At 63.2% G+C, this 19919-nt stretch carries 18 protein-coding genes; 7 read left to right on the top strand and 11 right to left on the bottom strand.

Translation table 11 applies throughout. The annotated features are described in order from the left end of the window. Positions 1-17: 17 nt before the first annotated feature. Positions 18-476, bottom strand: coding sequence for an SRPBCC family protein (locus IEV88_RS13745; protein WP_188157895.1), 459 nt, complete (start codon positions 474-476; stop codon positions 18-20). Further along, complete coding sequence (locus IEV88_RS13740; protein WP_188157896.1) at positions 466-1107, bottom strand: TetR/AcrR family transcriptional regulator; 642 nt, start codon at positions 1105-1107, stop codon at positions 466-468. Before IEV88_RS13740 ends, IEV88_RS13745 begins: the two co-directional genes overlap by 11 nt. A gap of 197 nt (positions 1108-1304) precedes the next feature. Between IEV88_RS13740 and IEV88_RS13735 the strand changes: the two genes are divergently transcribed. Beyond that, the gene (locus IEV88_RS13735; protein WP_188157897.1) at positions 1305-2813 is read left to right on the top strand and encodes an ATP-binding protein; all 1509 of its coding nucleotides are present in this window, start codon (positions 1305-1307) and stop codon (positions 2811-2813) included. A gap of 60 nt (positions 2814-2873) precedes the next feature. Here the strand turns inward: IEV88_RS13735 and IEV88_RS13730 are convergent, their stop codons facing one another. Both IEV88_RS13730 and IEV88_RS13725 read right to left on the bottom strand, forming a co-directional pair. Next, entirely contained in the window at positions 2874-4532 is a 1659-nt protein-coding gene (locus IEV88_RS13730; protein WP_188157898.1) for a peptide ABC transporter substrate-binding protein, read from the bottom strand. A gap of 294 nt (positions 4533-4826) precedes the next feature. Continuing rightward, entirely contained in the window at positions 4827-6242 is a 1416-nt protein-coding gene (locus IEV88_RS13725) for a cytochrome P450 (protein WP_188157899.1), read from the bottom strand. A gap of 155 nt (positions 6243-6397) precedes the next feature. Here IEV88_RS13725 and IEV88_RS13720 point away from each other — a divergent pair, with 155 nt between their 5' ends. Further along, a complete protein-coding gene (locus tag IEV88_RS13720) occupies positions 6398-6997 on the top strand; it encodes a hypothetical protein (RefSeq protein ID WP_188157900.1) in 600 nt (199 codons plus the stop codon). Between the two features lie 282 nt (positions 6998-7279). Here IEV88_RS13720 and IEV88_RS13715 read toward each other — a convergent pair whose 3' ends face one another. From IEV88_RS13715 to oppB, 4 genes are all read right to left on the bottom strand, one after another. Continuing rightward, positions 7280-8005 (bottom strand): acyltransferase, encoded by a 726-nt coding sequence (locus IEV88_RS13715; RefSeq protein WP_188157901.1) that lies wholly within the window; start codon positions 8003-8005, stop codon positions 7280-7282. A gap of 152 nt (positions 8006-8157) precedes the next feature. Continuing rightward, positions 8158-9564: an alginate export family protein gene (locus IEV88_RS13710; protein WP_188157902.1), complete on the bottom strand. Its 1407-nt coding sequence runs from the start codon at positions 9562-9564 to the stop codon at positions 8158-8160. Between the two features lie 219 nt (positions 9565-9783). After that, positions 9784-10659: an ABC transporter permease gene (locus IEV88_RS13705; RefSeq protein ID WP_373291184.1), complete on the bottom strand. Its 876-nt coding sequence runs from the start codon at positions 10657-10659 to the stop codon at positions 9784-9786. A gap of 68 nt (positions 10660-10727) precedes the next feature. Beyond that, complete coding sequence (oppB, locus tag IEV88_RS13700) at positions 10728-11681, bottom strand: oligopeptide ABC transporter permease OppB (protein ID WP_188157903.1); 954 nt, start codon at positions 11679-11681, stop codon at positions 10728-10730. 258 nt (positions 11682-11939) lie between these two features. On the opposite strand from oppB, the gene IEV88_RS13695 reads away from it, so the two are divergent. After that, a complete protein-coding gene (locus IEV88_RS13695) occupies positions 11940-12806 on the top strand; it encodes an alpha/beta fold hydrolase (RefSeq protein WP_188157904.1) in 867 nt (288 codons plus the stop codon). 197 nt (positions 12807-13003) lie between these two features. Here the strand turns inward: IEV88_RS13695 and coaBC are convergent, their stop codons facing one another. The 3 genes from coaBC to IEV88_RS13680 are packed head-to-tail and all read right to left on the bottom strand — an operon-like array spanning position 13004 to position 16751. Continuing rightward, a complete protein-coding gene (gene coaBC, locus IEV88_RS13690) occupies positions 13004-14212 on the bottom strand; it encodes a bifunctional phosphopantothenoylcysteine decarboxylase/phosphopantothenate--cysteine ligase CoaBC (protein WP_188157905.1) in 1209 nt (402 codons plus the stop codon). Between the two features lie 32 nt (positions 14213-14244). After that, positions 14245-15960 carry a 2-polyprenylphenol 6-hydroxylase gene (gene ubiB, locus IEV88_RS13685; protein ID WP_188157906.1) on the bottom strand — a complete coding sequence of 572 codons (1716 nt, stop codon included), beginning with the start codon at positions 15958-15960 and terminating at the stop codon, positions 14245-14247. Between the two features lie 8 nt (positions 15961-15968). Beyond that, positions 15969-16751 carry a class I SAM-dependent methyltransferase gene (locus IEV88_RS13680; RefSeq protein WP_188157907.1) on the bottom strand — a complete coding sequence of 261 codons (783 nt, stop codon included), beginning with the start codon at positions 16749-16751 and terminating at the stop codon, positions 15969-15971. A 197-nt stretch (positions 16752-16948) separates the two neighbouring features. Here IEV88_RS13680 and IEV88_RS13675 point away from each other — a divergent pair, with 197 nt between their 5' ends. From IEV88_RS13675 to trpB, 4 genes are all read left to right on the top strand, one after another. Next, the gene (locus IEV88_RS13675) at positions 16949-17266 is read left to right on the top strand and encodes an integration host factor subunit beta (protein ID WP_188157908.1); all 318 of its coding nucleotides are present in this window, start codon (positions 16949-16951) and stop codon (positions 17264-17266) included. A 64-nt stretch (positions 17267-17330) separates the two neighbouring features. After that, positions 17331-17702, top strand: a complete 372-nt coding sequence (locus IEV88_RS13670; protein WP_188157909.1) for a LapA family protein — start codon at positions 17331-17333, stop codon at positions 17700-17702. Between the two features lie 10 nt (positions 17703-17712). Next, positions 17713-18396, top strand: a complete 684-nt coding sequence (locus IEV88_RS13665; RefSeq protein WP_188157910.1) for a phosphoribosylanthranilate isomerase — start codon at positions 17713-17715, stop codon at positions 18394-18396. 198 nt (positions 18397-18594) lie between these two features. Beyond that, the gene (trpB, locus tag IEV88_RS13660; RefSeq protein ID WP_188157911.1) at positions 18595-19845 is read left to right on the top strand and encodes a tryptophan synthase subunit beta; all 1251 of its coding nucleotides are present in this window, start codon (positions 18595-18597) and stop codon (positions 19843-19845) included. Positions 19846-19919 lie beyond the last annotated feature (74 nt).

The following is a 19919-nucleotide window of genomic DNA, read 5'->3' as shown; positions in this document are numbered from 1 at the left end:
TCCTCTTTTCTGTCAGTTTAAAGACTTTTAGCCACGTCTTCCATCTGGCTGGCGGCCATGCCCCAGCCTTCGTGGAATCCCATCTCCTCATGGGTCTTCCTGTCCTCCGCCGTCCAGTGCAGGGCGCGGGCCGTGTATCGGGTCTTTCCGTCCTCTTCCTCAAAGGTCGTGACGGCGGTCATGAACGGCTTCTTCGACGGCACCCAGGCGGTAACGAAGGCGTCGGTGATGACGATCCTTTTCTGCGGCAGTACCTCAAGGAACACACCATGGTTCGGAAATTCCTCGCCCTCCGGCCCCTGCATCAGGATGAAGCTCTCACCCCCGGTGCGGAAATCCTCCTCGATCACCGGCGTTGTCCACGGACGCGGGCAGAACCATTGCTTCTTCAGCTCGGGCTCGGCCCAGCATCGCCACACGGCGCTGACGGGGGCATCGATTACCCGTGTAAGGATCAGTTCATGGTCAGGCTGCATTGGCTCTCTCCTCCAGTGTGAACAGCATTTCGATATAGCGCTTGAGATGGTCGACGGATTGCGCGGCAAGCGCCGCGCCGCCCTCTGCCGTGCCCTCGGCCTTGGCCAGGATGAAGGCTCCCTGCAGCACCGCCTGGGTGTGCAGGGCGAGGCTGCGCGCGGTCCATTCCGTGGTCGTCATGCCGCGCCGATCCATCGCCTCGGCAATATCGCGTTCGATATGGGCGGCATGGTCGAAGATCGAGACGCGGCAGGCATCGCGGATCTCCGGGTTCGATCCGTATGCCTCCTGCACCATCGTGCCGACGAGACAGGTGAATTCCGGCAGATCGCCCTGCAGGATCGCGCGGCGGAAATCGAGATAGCCAAGCACGCGGTCCAGCGGATCTTCCGGCGCGTGATAGGGTGCGGCGGCAAACAGCGCACTCGTGGTCTCGTTCCAGTGATTGGCGGCGGCGACGGCGAGCGCTTCCTTCGAGGCGAAGTGATGGAAGAACGCGCCTTTCGTCACGCCCGCAGCGCGGCACAGATCGTCGACGCTGGTCGCCGAATAGCCCTGCGCACGGATCACCGAAAAGGCGGCATCGAGCAGTTTTTCACGGGCGGATTGTTTGGCAGGGGCTTGTGTCATGACGCTACATACCAACCGGTTGGTATCGAGTCAATCGGGAAAGTGACCCTTCTTCGGCCGGCGATGATCGATGGCGCCATGGGACGCCCCGGGCAGGTGGTTTACCCGAATTTAAGCATGGCACCCTAACCTTATCCCGCTGCCTGTCATGGGTTTCCCATTCGCAGGGCGCGGTGGTTGCAGGGTCGCGGGGGAAAATGCCGAAAACGCTATTCAGGAACGTCGGCAATGCTGTCAGGAGCGCCAGCAGGCACGACGATCAATCGGGCTCGCTGCGCCGGACCATCATCCTGCTCGTGCTCGCGGTCGCGGGCGCAGTGCTGACAAGCTATCTGGCAGTCCTGTTTTACTCGGCCTTCCTGTGGCAATCGCCCCCGGCGCGGATCGGCCAAATCCTGCTGATCGCGGCGACGTCCTGCTTCCTGACCGGCCTTCCGCTGATCCTGTATTGCGGCATGATCGTTCGCTCCCTGCAAAAGACCCGTCTCGAGCTGGCTGCGGCAGCGCGCGAGGCCGAGCAGGCCAGCATCGCCAAGACGGCGTTTCTCGCGAATATGAGCCACGAGATCCGCACGCCGCTAAACGGTGTTCTGGGCATGGCACAGGCGCTTCAGATGAGCGAGCTGGCCCCGGAAAGCCGCGACCTCGTGACTATTATCGAGGATTCCGGCAGTACACTGATGACAATCCTCAATGACATCCTGGATTTGTCGAAGATCGAGGCCGGCAAGCTGGATATAGCGCCAGACCGGAACAGCCCGGCAAAAACGCTGACCCGGGTGTGCAGGCTGTTTTCGGATGTGGCCGCACGCAAGGGGATCGCGCTGCATCTCGATATATCAGAAAGCCTGCCACAAGAGGCCATGTTCGACGCCGTGCGGGTTTCCCAGTGCCTGTCGAACCTCGTCTCCAATGCCATAAAATTCACTGCGACGGGCAGCGTGACGATAAGGGCGAATGCAGTGCCACAGGACGATAGCTGGCTGATCGACATCGCGGTGATCGACACGGGCATCGGTATCGACACGGCAAATATGAGCCGTCTGTTTGCGGCCTTCGAACAGGCGGATAATTCGATTTCGCGCGACTATGGCGGGACCGGCCTGGGGCTGGCGATTTCGCGGCAACTGGCCCGCATGATGGGCGGTGACGTGTCGGCCACCAGCCAGCCCGGCGCAGGATCGTGTTTCCGGCTGACCTTCACCGCCGGGAGATGCGAGACACTCAAGCAGCCGCAGGCGGACGAGAGCGGGAAAGCGGTCGCCAGCCTTGCGGGCCGGCACATCCTCGTTGCCGACGATATCGCCGTGAACCGGCAGATCCTGCGGCTGTTCCTGGCGCCGCTGGGCGCGGCCATTACCGAATGCGAAAACGGGCGCGACGTGCTGCAAGCACTGGGTGCGGAGCGGTTCGACCTGTTGCTGATCGACCTGCATATGCCGGTGATGAACGGTTTCGACGCCATCGCGACACTCAGGTCCGCACACCCGGACTTGGGCGATCTGCCCATCCTGACACTGACAGCTGATGCCATGGAAGATGTCAGCCGACGCCTCGACACGCTGGGTGTCGCAGGCACCATCCTGAAACCCTTCAACCGGGATCATCTTCTGGCAGAAATCAGCCGTGTCCTGCAGCCTGCACCGGACCGCGAAAGCGCTTCCAGCCGAGCCGGGATGACACAGGCCGCCGTTCTCCACGGCTGAAACGCCGGCACAAAAAAGGCCCCGCATTGCGGGGCCTTTCCGTTTGACAGCGTGAGCTGATCAATAGGTCTTGCGCTTGGCTTCGTTGATCGCCAGCCAGCGGGTGCGCTGGATGCCCTGGACGTTGTCGTTCCAGTTCTCGATATGCAGGCCGACAAGGTTGCGGTTGACCGAGAAATAGATCGGCGCGATCGGCATGTCCGGCAGCATCAGGGCCTCGGCCTCGGCCAGGATTTCGGCGCGGGCGTCGAGATCCATGGTCATGGCGGCTTCGTCCATCAGCGCGTCGAAATCCGGGTTGGAATAGTCGGCGTAGTTGATCGGCCCGGTGTCGCCCTCGACCAGGAACAGGAAGTTCTGCGGGTCGTTATAATCGGCAACCCAGCCAGCATCCGCGACCTCGAAATTGCGGGCGCGATAATCGGCATAGGCGACTTTCGGCTCGGCCCCTTCGAGCTGCGCCTCGACGCCGATCTGGCGCCACATGTCCTGCATGGCGACCATGATCTGCTTGCGGTCACCGGCAAGGCGATATTTGACCGAGAAGGTCAGCGGGTTGTTCTCGTCGAACCCGGCTTCCGCCAGCAGGCGGCGGGCCTCTGCATTGCGCCGCTGTTGCGTCCACCCGGCTTCGGCCATTTGCGGCGGGGTGTCGACATAATTGTCGATGCCCGGCGGCACGATGTTATAGGCCGGCACCTCGCCCGCCCGGGTGACCTGCTTGGTCAGCACGTCGCGGTCGATGGCAAGACCGAGCGCCCGGCGCACGCGCGCATCGTCGAACGGTTCGACATTGGTGTTGAAGGTCACATAGGTGAAGGACAGGATGATCTCGTTATGCTTCACGCCCGGCATGTTCTGGTCGATCCAGGACACCTGCTGGATCGGATAGCATTGCGAGCAGGCATTGATGTCGAGCTCGCCGGCACGGAAGCGGCGGAAAGCCGAGGAAACGTCATCGGTCGGATAATAGAAGACCGTATCGATCTGGACGTTTTCCGCGTCATAGAAATTATCGTTCTTGACCAGCTTCACGAAGCTGTTCGGACGCCACGCCTCGACCACATAGGCGCCATTGGTGACCATGGTACCCGGCTTGATCCAGTCATCGCCAGCCTCTTCGACGACATGCTTGGGGACGGGGAAGGTCGTGTAATGAGTCATCAGCGTGGCCAGGAACGGCGTCGGTGTCTCGAGATCCAGTTCGATCGTCTTGTCATCCAGCGCGCGGGCACCGAGCTCTGACGGCGGCACCTCGCCGGCGTTGACGGCGGCGGCGTTCTTGAACGGATAGATCAGTGACGCATAGGGCGCGGCGGTCGACGGGTCGAGGATGCGCTGCCACGCGAAGACGAAATCCTGTGCCGTGACCGGCGTGCCGTCGGACCAGGTCATGTCCTCGCGGATTTTGAACGTATGGGTCAGGCCGTCTTCGGAAATCTGGTGATCGACGGCGGAGCCGAAGACCGGCTCGCCATTGGTATCTTCCGTATACAGACCGATCAACATGTCGCCGATGATATTGTTTTCCCATGTGCCGTTTGCCTGATGCGGGTCGAGGGTGTTCGGCTCGGTGCCATTGCCCCGGTGCAGGACGACGCCATCGGCCTGGCTGCCGCCATTCGGGCCGGTATCAGAGCCGCCGCCACAGGCGGCAAGGGTGGCAAGCAGGAGCCCGGCGAGGGCAGCGCGGAGCATGGTCGAATATCGGGTGATCATGCGTGTCTATCTCCATCAACGATTTCAAAGCACGCATAGTACCCTACTCTGCCCGCGCGCCAAGCCCGATTTGGCAGTGCAGCGTAGCGAAATGTCACGGTGTGCCGGCATTTTTAGACGATTATGCTCAGGATTGGCATCTGTCGGTGACGATACCGAATGCGCCCTGTGAATTGGCAGGAACAGGAACGACAGGCGGTCGCCCATCCCCCGATCACCTGCGCCCCACCCGAAGCGCCGCATCATCGACAGACACGCCCGATGATCGGCCGGATAATTCAGGTATCGAAGACCTCAGCGCGGCTCGATGCGCATCGGTACGGGTGTCGACGGCTGCAGGGTGATCCGCATGATCGGCATCGGCGCGGGACCGACGCTGGAAAGCGTGAACTGGCCGAGGAACCGCGCGAGAACCACGAGGATTTCCTGCATGGCGAAGCTCGCGCCGATGCACACGCGCGGGCCGAGGCCGAAAGGCAGCCAGGCGTAGCGCGGGATGGTCTCGCCGCGCGCGCCCAGGAACCGGTCCGGCTCGAAGGCGTCCGGATTGTCCCACAGGGCCTCATGGCGATGCAGCACCCAGGTGGAGGTGACGACCTCCGTCCCCGGCGCAATCTGCCGCCCGCCGACCTCATCGGCCGCGATCGCCTGGCGGCTGAGCTGGGCTGCCGCAGGATAAAGACGCATCACCTCTTTCACCACCGCATTGGTATAGGGCATGTGCTCGGCCAATCCGGCCGGGTCGGCCGCGTCAGGCAGGCCATCGACTTCGTGCAGCACCCGCGCCAGCGCGTCCGGCGTTTGCGAGAGAATAAAGAACGCCCAGGTCAGCGTGCGCGCGGTCGTCTCGTGGCCGGCGGCCATGAAGGTGAGAAGATTGTCGATGATCTCGTCATCGCTCAGCGGCGCATCCTCCCGGGTACCGGCCTGTAACAGCAGCGTCAGGAAATCCTCCGGCACCGCCTCGCCCGCTGCCATGCGCCGGCGCCGGGCCGCAGCCAGCGCCCCGACCTGGGCGCGCATGTCGTTGACGAGCCGCGCCGCCGCGGTCCGCCCGACGCGCGGCACCCAGTCGGGTGCCTGCACCAGGTCGAACGGATGCGGCATGCCCGAGACATCCATCAGCCGGTTGATCCGGCGCGAGAACAGCGGCGCATCGAAATCGGCGTCATGGGAGAAGAGGCAGGCGAGCAATATGTCGAGGGTCAGGGACAGCATCTCGTCGGTCATGCTGACCGTTTGCCCCGCCCTGACGGCCAGTTCCCTTGCCCGCGCGTCCGCGACCTCCTCCATGATCGCGCCGAAGCCCTTCACATGGCGCGGCGTGAATACCGGCGTCAGCGCCTTTCTGGCCCGCTTCCAGGTCTCGCCCTCGGCAACGACCAGCCCGTCGCGCAGGAACGGCTTGAGCACCGCCTGGCGGACATAGCTGAACCGGTAATTTTCCTGGTTGGTGACGAAGACATGGCGGATCATCGCCGGGTCATGGACGACGAGGAAATCACGCCCGAGAAAGCGCAAGGCAGCCACCGGCTCGCGATAAAAGACGTCGGACCAGATTTCCAGCGGGTTGCGCGCCATCACCTTGAAATAGCGCAGGGTGCCGAGAAACTGGGTCACCGGCGTCGGCTTGCGCGCCGTGGTGCGCGGCGGCATGGGCGGGATATAAAGGGGTGAGGCGGCACTCATTGCAGCACTGGCGCTCGTCATGGCTCGTCTCTCCTGCAGGCTGCGTCGCTTCCCCAAGGATGTAAGCGGGCGGAAGATCATCGCCAAGCCCATGGTGAATGGCAGATTGACGCAAAAGCCTTGCGCGGCCTACTCTGCGCCCATTATCAGGGCGAAAAACAATGTCAGAGGTTTCCATGTCCCCAGTTAAGCGTCTTCTTTCCACCGCCGGCATTAGCCTGGCGAGTGCCATCGCACTGGCCGCGCCGGGTCTCACCGCCAGCGCCCAGGAAGCCAGTTCCTTTACCGAATGCCGCGAGATCGCGGACGTCGAGGCGCGCCTCGCCTGCTATGACGGCCTTGCCGACGCGATCCGCGAGATCCCGGAGCAAGAGCGCGAGGAGAAGCTGGAACAGCAGCCAACCGTCGTGCAGAAGAAACCGACACAGGAAGAACTCGAACGCCTGTCGCAGGAAGACAATCTCGCCCGCCAGATCGAGGAGGACCAGCGCTGGTTCGGCATGGAGAACATCTTCCGCCGTGAGCAGCGCAAGACGGAAGTGATCGAGGAACTGACCCAGCCGATCATGGCCTATCGCGTCCTGCCTCTCGGCAATGTCCGTTTCGTGCTGGAAAACGGCCAGGTCTGGGAACAGCTGGAAAGCGACGACCGCCGCCTGCAGCGCGTTGACGACCAGTTCGTGCAGGAGGCCAATATCCGCCGCGGCGCGATGGGCAGCTATTTCATGAAGGTCGAGCCGCTCGGCGACAATATCCGCGTCAAACGGGTCCAGTAAGTCGCACCCTCTTTCGGGAAAGCCCGTTGACAGATGTCCTGGCGCCGGTCAGCATATCGGTCATGTTCAGCAAATCGAAAGGAGGTGGTCCAGTGTCTAGAGTGATATTGGAAGGTGAGGTCAAGACAGCGGTGAGGGTAGGCGCCTGAAGGCAGTCCTCCGGGTGAAAACCCAACCGTTGGCGCGAGCCTGACTGGCCCCGCCTCCGTAGACTCGAAAGGCCGCGCTGATAGCGCGGCCTTTTTCGTTGCTGATAACCTTGTCGGTCATCCCATTGTCCACCTACCCGAGGAGGTGGGCGGGAATGTCATCATACATATCCGTGCGCGACCAGACCGTGCCCGAGCGCACTTTGCGTGCGGGCACGCCGGCGTAGATCGAATTCGGCTCGGTCGGTTTGCTGACCAGCGACATCTGGCCAATGACGCAGCCGTCCGATATCGTGACGCCCTTGGCGACCCGTGCGCCGTTCCCGATCCAGCAATGGGCACCGACGTGAACGGCGGCCGGTTTGTTGATTTGCCGCCTGCTCTCGGCATCGAAAATGCCATGCCCGTCCGCTGTGCGGATGACGACGCCAGAGGACAGCATGCAGTCCTCGCCGATCGTGATCTGCATATTGTCGCCATGCACGAAGAACACCGCCTGTTCGGTCGTTGCCGCCTCGCCCATCACGAGCAGGCAGCTATCACCGGACAGCACCGCATGGAAATTCCGCAGCCGGGTCCGCGGGCCGAGATAGGCGACGGAATTACTGCCGTCCTTGATCTCGATATGGCCGTTAACGAAACAGCCATTGTCGATGTAGAGACGGCAATTGTCGCCCTGGATCTGGACGCTCTGGGGAAGGCTGACGGCCTTCCCGCGCACGAAGACACCACTGCCCTCGCCGGAGATCGACCAGTTTTTCGGGTCATACTCCGTGATTTCCGTAAACGCATCGATTGGTGGAACCGCCGGCCTTGTCGATGTTACATCGACAACTTGCTTCCTGGCGAAATTGAACATCTATTTTCCCTCCGAATTGTCGGGGGACTAACACGCGGAAGCGGGGGTTTGATCCATCTGGTGACCAGGCGCGTTCTTCAGCGCCGGCACGCCTGGCTGCACGCGTTGGCGATAGCGGGTCCGACTTAGCACCGGCGCCCGATCAGTGCCACTCAGAAATCGTACCGGATCTGGGCGTAGCCGAACAATGTTCGCTCTCCCTCGGGACCGCCCGGTACGGTTTCCGCGAACTCGCCGTAGAAAAGGGCCGAAGCGCCCAGTTCAGCCTGCACCCGGTCCTCGACAAGCCAGTAGCGCGCGCGGCCATCGATCATCGTCCCGATGGATTTTCCCGACTGGCCGCTCGGGTCGCGCAGCCGGGCGATGACCCAGCTGTCCGTGGCCGAGGCAAGAGAGGTGCTGGCGATCTTGACCATGGCATCGCTGCGCGGCCCCGGGGTGACCGATAGCCTGACGCCCGGCGCGTTGATATTGGCCGGGGTCACGGGCCCGTGCAGCGAGGTATTGTTCAGGTCGGTGCGCCGCGATCCGAACAGGCGCTCATACTGGTCGAACCTGTCGTCGTCGGGATCGTCATCGCCGCTGGCATAGTAATATTCGACCGCCACCCGCGGTTGCCAAGGACGCTCGAAAGTGTAGCCGAGCGCCGCGAAAAGCATGCCGGCGCTGACATCCAGATCCCGTGTATCCGCCGGCAGGTTTGAGGCGCGGCGCGAGCCGGTGCGCCAGGCGCCCTCCAGGTCGACATCCCATTGCCCGGCCACGGGCGCGCGGTAAAGGCGAAGGCCCGGCGTCACATAGGACCGGTCCGGCGTCGGATTGTCGACCCGGTCCTCCTCCTCCAGCCCGTAGACGAACGCCTCCCCCCACAGCCCGGGCACGGTTTGCGCCAGAATGTCGGCGCGGCGATAGTGCAGCCCCCAGATACGGCGCCCCCACTGTTCTTCGTCCGCTTCGATGACATTGTCGGCAATCTCGTCGCGATCCGATGGCAGGCCGCGCACCGGCACGACCAGGATCGCATGAAATTCGTCACCGCGGGGAGTGCCGGCCACGAGATGCGCCCCGGTATAAGTCTTGATCACATTGGCATAGCTGACGCGCTCGATCTGGCGCTTGGAGCCGATACTCACCGTCTGCCGGCCCACGATCAGGTCGGCATCGACAGATTTCCACGCAGGCAATTCCATCGAAACATTCGCCTGCAGAATATCGAGCGCGTTGACATAGCTGGTCGACAGGGGCGTACCGCTGTCATCGAGATAGCTGCGGCTGTCCTGAATCTCCAGGGTTGCCGTGAAAGGCCCCTTCCCCGCTTCGACCGCGAGCAGGGTGCGCAGGAACAGTGCCTGGTCGCTGCCGGAGCGCCCGGCGCGGAACTGCCCGTCGAGACTCTCATAGCGCACCCGCGTTTCGCCGGAGACGGCGATATGCAGTGGCGTGTCGACAGCCTCCGCGCCATCGGCGGCGAGCGCTTCCGGCGGTGCGGTCATCCCGAAGAAGAGCGATATGCAGGCAAGCACGGCGGTGGCGCGCCGCTTCAATCCGTTTGGTGACATGACAACTTCCCGATATCCCTACCTGTCGCAGGCGGACCCTAGCGACGCGGCATCATCACTTCAATATTCGTTGAAATATCGAATCATCAAGATTTGATGACACTGGCTTTTCACGCTGGGCGCCGGCATTTGGCCCGCTTGGCGGCAGGTCGAGCCCGGCTGCAGGCCCCGTCCGCGATCTTGCGCCCTGACGGTCCTTAGACCTGGCGGTCCTTCGGCCTAACGATCCTTGGGATCGAGCGCGTCGCGCAGGCCGTCGCCGATAAAGTTGAAGCAGAACAGGGTCAACGCCATCATGCCGGCGGGGAAGAGCAGTGCCCAGGGCGCGGTCTGCATGCCGTTGGCGCCTTCGGAGATCAGCACGCCCCAGCTCGTCAGCGGCTCCTGCACGCCGAGCCCGAGAAAGGACAGGAAGCTCTCGGCGAGGATCGCATAGGGGATCGTCAGCGTGACATAGATGATGACCGGGCCGATCAGGTTCGGCACGATGTGACGGGCGACGATGGTCAGCGGCTTGACGCCGATGGCGCGGGCCGCCTCGACAAACTCTTTCTCTTTCAGCGACAGGGTCTGGCCGCGCACGATCCGCGCCATGGTCAGCCACTCGATCGCGCCGATGGCGACGAACATGATCCACAGGCTCGTGCCGAAGACCACCATCAGGATGATGACGAAGAACACGAAAGGTAGCGAATACAGCACGTCGACGATGCGCATCATCACATTGTCGACCGTGCCGCCGAAAAACCCGGCCGTCGCGCCCCAGATGACGCCGATGACCAGCGACACGAAGGTGGCGATCAGCCCGACCGCCAGCGACACCCGCGCGCCGATCAGCGTCCGCGCCAGCACGTCGCGGCCGATATTGTCCGTGCCCATCCAGTGGCTCCAGCTCGGCGGCAGGTCGTTATTGCCATAGGAAATAGCGCGGAAATCATGCGGCGTGACTTCCGGCCCGATCAGGGCGGCGAGCACGAGGATGGCAAGGATGATCATCGAGGCGACGGCGGCCTTGTTGGAGAACAGGCGGCGGCGCGCGTCTTCCCACAGGGACCGGCCCTTTACCTCGCCGGGCAGCGCAGCGGCCTTTTCCATCGCCTCGGCATTCGGGTGTTGATGCGGCATGCCCGGCTGGGCGCCCGGGGGTGGCGGTGTCTCGGACATCAGGAGAGTTTCACCTTGGGATCGAGACGGGCGATGATCAGGTCGGCGATCAGGTTCAGCATCACGATCAGCGTTGCATAGAGAATGACGACGCCCATCACGAGCGTGTAGTCGCGATTGAGCGCGCCGGTGACGAAATATTGGCCGATCCCCGGCAGCGCGAAGATGCGCTCGATCACGAGGGAGCCGGACAATAGCGCGGCGGTCGCCGGCCCGAGATAGGAGATCAGCGGCAGAATCGCGGCGCGCAGCGCATGGCGGCGCACGATGGTACCGGACGACAGTCCCTTGGCCTTGGCCGTGCGGATGAAGTTGGAGCGCATCACCTCGATCATCGAGCCGCGCATCAGCCGCGAGATGATCGCGATCTGCGGCAGCGCCAGCGTGATCACCGGCAGGATGAGCGACTTGATGAAGGCATCGCCGCCCATCGTGTCGATCCGGTCCCAGCCGACCCAGCCGGCCGTCGGCAGCCAGTCATTCCACACCGCGAACAATAGTACCATTACCGGCGCGGTGACGAAGTTCGGGATGGTGATGCCCGCCATCGCCACGGTCATGACGCCGTAATCGGTCGGCTTGTTCTGGCGCAGTGCCGCCATCACCCCCAGAAACGATCCGACCATCATCGCCAGCGCCAGCGAGGACAGGCCGAGCGTCGCCGATACCGGCAGGCCGTCGAGCACCAGCTCGGTCACCGTGAAATCCTGATATTTGAACGACGGCCCGAAATCGCCCTGCAGCACGTTCCCCATATATTTGAAGAACTGGATGATCAGCGGGTCGTCGAGATTGTACTTGGCGTTGAGATTGGCCTCGATCGCCGGGGTGACGTTACGGTCACTGGTGAACGGGCCGCCCGGCGCAAGGCGCATCATGAAGAACGACACGGCAATGACGACGAGAATCGTCGGGATCGCCGAAAGGAGCCGTTTCAGGGTGTAAACCAGCATGTGCCCTTTTTGCCCCCCTGGGGCGCTCCGGTTAGTAACACGTCGACAATACTTGAATGCCGGCCCGGGGTCCCCGCGAGGGGTGGCCCGGCATCGCGAAGCGCCCACTTAACAGAATCTTTCAAAGCCGCGCAAGAGTTTACGTTACTTTCTAACTCTCGTGTCAGCCTTGCTGATCGAGCGGCCGGGGCAGCGGTTCAGGCCGGGTCGATCGACAGGAGGACTGGCGGCACAAAACGAGCGTGCTAGATAGGCGGGATGACCGGGGAAAATTATACCTTCGAGACGCCCGACGGCCTCACCCTGCATGCGACGGTTCGCCGCCACCCGGCGGCGGGCGTCAATGCGCCGTCGATCATCTGCCTGCCGGGCCTGACCCGCAACGAGCGCGATTTCGAGGGGCTGGCCGGCTGGCTGACCTCGCGCGCCTTTACCGGGCCTGCCTGCGAGGTCGTCGCCCTGTCCCTGCGCGGGCGCGGCGCATCGGACCGCGACCCGGACTACAGCCATTATCACCCGTCGATCTATGCCGCCGACGTGAAAGCGCTGATGGAGGCGCGCGGCCTGACCGACGCGCTGTTCATCGGCACATCGCTGGGCGGGATCGTCACCATGCTGATCGCCGCCAACAATCCGGACGCCGTGTCCGGCGCGGTGCTGAACGATATCGGGCCGCAGCTCGCGCCCGAGGGCCTTGCCCGCATCGCTGGCTATGTCGGAGGGTCGGGCCCGTGGGACAGCTGGGCCGAGGCGGCACAGGGCATCAAGGCGATCAACGGTGTCGCCTTCCCCAAGCGCCATGACAGCTTCTGGCAGATCTTCGCCCGCCGCGTATGCACCATGACCGACCGGGGCATCGAGCTCGACTATGACACCGGCATCGCGAAAGCCCTGGCCGAAGCCGGCCCCGCGCCCTCGCTGGAGCCGGGCTTTGCCGCCCTCGCCGGCCCCTTGCTATGCGTGCGCGGCGCCCTGTCTGACCTGCTGACACGGGAAATCGTCAGCACCATGAAGGACGTCCAGCCGCAGATGGATGTGTGCGAGATCGCCAATACCGGCCACGCCCCGACCCTGGAAGAACCCGCCGCGCGGCGCGCGATCCAGAAATGGCTTGAACGGGTTTAGGGGGTATCTGAAGACGGTGCCCAACTGACCGCTCACGCCTTGGCAAGCAAGTCCTGAATGGACAGGCCTGTCCATTCAGGACTTGGCGCAGCAGTGTTCCGCACCTTGGCAGTGCGGACGGGAGAGCTGGGTATCGGCCCGCACCAGATCATCGCCCCCTTAAATCCACGCTGCAAAGGCGGAAAAGGCCGGCTGAGCTATTTCTTCCCCAGCAGCGCGTCGGCGATCTTCTCGGCGAGGCGTCCGGCGACGGCGGCCTTGGGCATGTTGTCCCATGCCTCCTCGCCCTCTTCGGACAGGATGGTGACGGTGTTGTTGTCGCCGCCCATCGTGCCGGTGCCGGGGGAGACGTCATTGGCGACGATCCAGTCGCAGCCCTTGCGCTTGCGCTTGGCATCGGCATGGCCGATGACATCGTCCGTCTCCGCCGCAAAGCCGATGACCAGTTTCGGCCGAGAGGTTTCATGGTTCGACAGGGTACGGAGGATATCCGGGTTCTCCGACAGGGCGATGGTCGACAGGCCACCGCGCTCCTTCTTGATCTTGTGCTCAGTCTCGATCTGCGGGCGATAATCGGCGACGGCGGCGCAGCACACCGCGCAATCGGCCGGCAGCGCGGCCTCGCAGGCGGCAAGCATCTGGCGCGCCGTCTCGACCTTGACCGTATCGACACCGGCGGGCGGGGTCAGCCCGGTCGGGCCGGTGACGAGGGTGACCTTCGCGCCCATCCTGGCGAGTGCCCGGGCAATGGCATAGCCCTGCTTGCCGGAGGAGCGGTTGGCGATATAGCGCACCGGGTCGAGCGGCTCATGGGTCGGGCCGGCGGTGACGAGGACATGCCGGCCGGTCAGGCGGCCATCGGCATGGGCATCGAACCAGGCCTCGACGGCATCGGCGATTTGCGTCGGTTCCGCCAGTCGCCCGGAACCGAACTCGCCGCAGGCCATTTCGCCCTCGCCGGGGCCGACAAAGATGCCGCCATCGCCCTTCAGGGTGCGGACATTGCGCCTGGTTGCCGGATGCTCCCACATGCGCACATTCATGGCCGGCGCCCAGATCACCGGCTTGTCGGTGGCGAGCAGCGCGGTCGAGGCAAGATCATTGGCAAGCCCGTTCGCGGTCTTGGCCATCAGGTCGGCGGTCGCGGGGGCAACGAGCACGAGGTCAGCGGAGCGCGACAGCTCGATATGGCCCATCTCGGCCTCGTCGGTCAGGTCGAACAGGTCGGTATAGCACTTGTCGCCGGTCAGGCTGGCGACGGAGAGCGGCGTGATGAATTCGGCACCGGCCCTGGTCAGGATCGCGCGGGACCTTATCCCCCGGCGCGACAGCGCGCGTATCGTTTCCAGCGATTTATACGCCGCGATGCCGCCGCCGATGATGATGAGGACGGAGTTCTGGGTCATGGATTACTTGCCGCCTTGATTTGCCTGCCGTCTTAGAAGACACCTCGGAAGATCGCACCGCCGCTGAAAACAGCGACCGACGTGATGGTAAGGTACTTATAAACATCACTGCCCGTCATTTCATAGGCAAAGTAGGATGAAAACCCCGCGATCACCGAAAGGATGAGCACGAACAGGGACAGCCTGCTGCCGATGCCACCACCACCGCTGACGCCGCTGTCGATCCAGCCTTCCTGGTGGCGCACACTGGTCTTGAATTTCTGGGGATTGCGCATCGCATAGGCCAGTTCCCACACGGTCTCGTTGGACAGCTTGACCCCGTCCTCGCCGACGAACGCCACTGCGCGCTCGGCAGCCGAGGCAAAGGCGGGGAAGTTCTCGGCCAGGCGCAACGCTGCCCGCGCCGATGCCCGGCCCTTCTTCAGCAGCGCCTGCGGCCCGACGCGGCCGGCAATATAGCCGCGCACGACCGGGTCCGCCGCGGCCCACATGTCGATCGACGGATCGAGCGAGCGGGCGACACCCTCGACCACCACCATGGTCCGCTGCAGCAGGACGAGTTCGGGCCGCAGCTGCATCTCGAAAATCTCGGTCACGTCGAACAGCTGCTGCAGCACCCGGGACATGTCGACCTTGTCGGAGGTCTGGCCGAAGATCGGCTCGCCGACCGCCCGCAGCGCCGTCGCGAACGCCTCGACCGAATAGTGCGAGGGCACATAGCCGGCATCGAAATGGGCCTGCGCCGCGAGATGATAGTCGCGCTGGATGAAGCCATAGATGATCTCGGCGAACACCCGGCGGGCTTCCTCGTCGAGGCGGCCCATGATGCCGAAATCGATCAGCACAAGGCGGTTGTCGCGATCGACGAACATATTGCCCTGGTGCATGTCGGCATGAAAGAAACCGTGATGCAGTGCCTGGGTCAGGAAGGTCTGGATGATGGTGACGGCGAGCGCCTTCTTGTCGACGCCCTGCCGGTCGAGCGCGGCGGTATCGGACATGGCGACGCCGTTGACCCATTCGGTCGTCATCACCCGGCGGGAGGAATATTCCCAGCGGATCGTGGGCACGCGGATCATATCATCATCGGCGAGGTTCTCGGACAGTTCCGACGCCGCCCCCGCCTCCATGCGCAGGTCGAGCTCGATCTCGGCGGCGGCGGCGAGTGTCTCGATGAACTTCCTCGGCCGCATCCGCCGGGCCGGCTTGACCAGCCGCTCGATGATGCGGGCGCCGAGATGGAAGGCCCGGAAATCGCGCCGGGCCTCCTGTTCGATCCGGGGGCGGAGCACCTTGACCGCGACGATCATGCCGTCATGGGTGACCGCCTTGTGCACCTGCGCGATCGAGGCAGCCGCAACCGGCTCGGAGAAGCTGACGAACAGCTCCTCCACCGGCTTGCCGAGGGAATGGGCGATCTCGCGCTTGGCTTTTTCCTGACCGAAAGGCGCCATGCGGTCCTGCAGCTCGCCGAGGTCGCCGGCCATTTCAAAGCCGATGAGATCGGGCCGGGTCGCCAGAAGCTGGCCGAACTTGACATAGGCCGGTCCCTGCCCGCCAAGCGCACGGGCGAGGCGCTGGCCGGGGCGCAAATCCTTGCCCCGCGCGCCTAGCCTCGTCAGCGTACCAACCATCCGCAGCGGCCATGGCAGAAGATGGGCATATTCGCGCGGCAGCAGCGCATCATATCGCGCGAGCACGAAACCGGCACGGATGAGACGCCCCAGATTGGCGATGGTACGGAACATGGACGGTCCTAAAGTCCGGTCTTCCAACCGGTGTGGAGAGCGGCGATGCCGCCGCTCAGATTTTCATAGGAGACGCGGGAGAAACCGGCATCTTCGATGCGCAGCTTGAACGCGCCCTGGGGCGGGAAGCGGCGGATGCTCTCGACGAGATATTGATAGCTGTCGCGGTCCCTGGCGATCATTTCCCCCAGCCATGGTATGACATTGAAGGAGTAGGCATCGTAAACCTGCGAAAACCCTTCCGTTACCGGGCGGGAGAATTCCAGGCAGGTGAAGCGCCCGCCGGGCTTGAGGACGCGCCAGGCTTCGGTCAGGGCTGCGTCCATGTCGGTGACATTCCTGATGCCGAAGCCGATGGTGTAGACATCGAAACTGCGGTCCGGGAACGGCAGGTTCTGGGCATCGCCGCAGGTGCGGGTCAGGACATTGGCAAAAGGCCTTGCATCGTCGCGGGACTGGCCGGCCTTCATCATCGCATGGTTGATGTCGCAGATGACGGCGCTGGCCTCGGCCCGCCCGCGCAGGGGGCGCGCGGCCGCGCGCTTGAGGAAAGCGATGGCGATATCGCCGGTGCCGCCGGCAACATCGATCAGGCGCTGGCCCGGCTGCGGGTTCAGCCGGTCGAGCAGGACAGACTTCCAGACCCGGTGAATGCCGCCGGACATGGCGTCATTCATCACGTCGTAATTGTCGGCGACGGAATCGAAGACGGCCCGGACCATGCCCGCCTTCTCACCGGCCGGCACATCCTGAAACCCGAAGGAGGCTTTGGGCGTATCTGTCGTGGTCATCGAAATTCCCTCCGGGTTGAAGCTTTGCGCCATCTACCTGAAACTTATCATCAATTGCAGCATTTCCTATTGACTGCGACAATCCGTTTTGGCAGGGTCACCATGCCTAAAACATGAAATAAATCAAGACGTTGCGTCTTGACTACCATATATTGTTGCTTAAAAGGCCGTTATCCCTCAGCCGACGCGGACACCATATGATCAAATCAGAACTGGTCCAGAAACTGGCCGAAGACAATCCCCATCTCTTTACACGCGATATAGAACGTATTGTCGCCACGGTTTTTGACGAGATTTCAGGTGCCCTTGCCAATGGCGACCGCGTCGAATTGCGCGGCTTCGGCGCTTTCTCGGTCAAGCACCGTGAAGCGCGCATCGGTCGTAACCCGCGTACCGGGGAGGCTGTCGCCATCGAGGAAAAGTGGACGCCTTTCTTCAAGGCCGGCAAGGAAATGCGCGAGCGCCTGAACAAGCCGCAGAACGACAATGTCATCTCGCTGAAGTCGCAGGGCTGACAGGGCCACATTTTCCGGGCGATTGATGCTGGCACACCGCAGCGGTGTGGCTTAGATTGTTCATATGAGAAAATTTCTTCTGACAGCCTTTCTCGGGGTCACCGGTCTGATCATCCTGTTGTTCCTGCTCGCCAACCGGATGCCGGTCTATATCAGCCTCGACCCGATCAATATTGCCAACCCCGCCTTTGCCGTCGGCCCGATGCCGCTATGGGCGGCGCTGATCGCGATGATGTTCATCGGTTACGTTCTCGGCGGTCTCGGCATGTGGCTGTCGGGCAAGGGGCTGCGCCACAAGGCGTCCGAGCGCAAGCACCGCATCAGGGAACTGGAGCACGCGCTGGAGCTTGCCAATGCCCCGCGACCGAAGAAAACCGATGACTTGCCGGTGATCCAGCGGCACGCCACACCCCAGGAAAAGCCAACGACCCGGTGAGACGGACTGAATGAGCAAGCTAGTCAAGATCTGTGGCCTGACCTCAACCGCGATGGCGCGCGAGGCTGTCGACGCGGGGGCCGACATGATCGGTCTCGTCTTTTTCGAGAAAAGCCCGCGCTGTGTCGAACCGGCACAGGCGGCCGAGATTGCGGATGCGGTGCGCGGCGAAGTGTCCATCGTCGGCCTGTTCGTCAATCCAGACATGACGCGCCTTGCCGACACGATCGCCGAAGTGCCGCTGACCCACATCCAGCTGCATGGCACCGAAAAGCCGGAGCGGGTCGAATTGATCGGCCAGAGCTTCGGCCTGCCGGTGATCAAGGCGATCGGCGTCGCTTCGCGGGAAGATGTCGCCGCTGCGGAGGACGCCTTTGCCGCCCATGCCGACATGCTGCTGTTCGATGCCAAGCCGCCGCCCTATGCCTCGCGGCCCGGGGGCAATGGCGTGCGCTTCGACGTCGATATCCTCGCCGGGGTGAAGGGCGAGACGCCATGGCTGCTGTCAGGCGGGCTGACCCCGGAAAATGTCTATGACGCCATCGATGCAGTCCAGGCCCTGGCGGGCTTCGAGGGCGTCGATGTCTCCTCCGGCGTGGAGAGCGAGCCCGGCGTGAAGGAGGCGAAGCTGGTCAGCGATTTCGTCGGTGCCGTGCGCGCCGCCGCGTCCGACTATATGGACAAGGACGCCTAGAGCAGCCTGCGTCCGGATGGCCGCAGAGGAGCTGCTCTAACACTTTGGAAGCGATCAACTTTTCTGCATTCAAATGGTTCCATTTGAAGGCAGGTTGATCCAGTCGCGACCACCGCTGCGTCAACGCATCACCGACAAAGCCATTGATTTTCTTCAGCACTAGCTGTTGAAAGAGGGGCTGTACAGAAAGGCGCGACCATGTCCTCTACCCCCTCAGGCGAGATACTCAATTCCTATCGCACCGGTCCCGACGCGCAGGGGCGCTTCGGCAAGTTCGGCGGACGCTTCGTTGCCGAAACGCTGATGCCGCTGATCCTCGAGCTGGAAAAGGAATATGAAGCGGCCAAGGCCGACCCCGCCTTCCGCGAGGAGCTGGACTATTACCTCGAACATTATGTCGGCCGTCCGTCACCGCTGTATTTCGCCGAACGGCTGACCGAAATGGTCCGTGCCGATGTGCCCGAGGGCAAGGGCGCGAAGATCTATTTCAAGCGCGACGAACTGAACCATACCGGCGCGCACAAGATCAACAACTGCATCGGCCAGATCCTGCTTGCCCGGCGCATGGGCAAGACGCGGATCATCGCCGAGACCGGTGCCGGTCAGCATGGCGTCGCCACAGCAACCGTCTGCGCCCGCTTCGGCCTGCCCTGCATCGTCTATATGGGCGCGACCGATGTCGAGCGGCAGAAACCGAACGTGTTCCGGATGAAGCTGCTGGGCGCCGAGGTCAGACCCGTCACCTCCGGCGCAGCAACGCTGAAGGACGCGATGAACGACGCCCTGCGCGACTGGGTGACCAATGTCGAGGACACGTTTTACATCATCGGCACGGCGGCGGGCCCGCACCCCTATCCGCAGCTGGTGCGCGATTTCCAGTCGGTGATCGGGATCGAGGCGAAGGCCCAGATGAAAGCCGCCGAAGGGCGCCTGCCCGACGTCATCATGGCCTGCATCGGCGGCGGCTCGAACGCGATCGGCCTGTTCCACCCGTTCCTCGATGACCGCGATGTCGAGATCATCGGCGTCGAGGCGGCCGGTCATGGCATCGATACCGACAAGCACGCGGCGTCACTCACCGGCGGGCGGGCCGGCGTGCTGCATGGCAACCGCACCTATCTGCTGCAGTCGGATGACGGCCAGATTCTCGATGCCCATTCAATCTCCGCCGGACTCGACTATCCCGGTATCGGACCCGAGCATTCCTGGCTTCATGAGACAGGCCGGGTGAAATATGTCTCCGCGACGGATGACGAAGCCCTGCAGGCTTTCCAGACCTGTTGCGCGCAGGAAGGCATCATCCCGGCGCTGGAGCCGTCACACGCCCTTGCCCGCGCCATCGAAAAGGCCGGTCAGATGGACCGCGACCAGATCCTGCTGCTCAACATGTGCGGGCGCGGCGACAAGGACATCTTCACCGTCGCTGACGCGCTGGGCAAGGATATCTAGGCACACTATCTCAGGTCCTGGAACTGTTTTGGATGCGGCCTGTCCTTAGACGATGACTAGCGGAAACGAAAAAG

Source organism: Aquisalinus flavus, assembly GCF_014640095.1.
GTDB classification, from domain to species: Bacteria; Pseudomonadota; Alphaproteobacteria; order Caulobacterales; family Parvularculaceae; genus Aquisalinus; species Aquisalinus flavus.
Note: the sequence above shows the minus strand (reverse complement) of the source record. Positions and strands in the feature narration are given on the sequence as shown.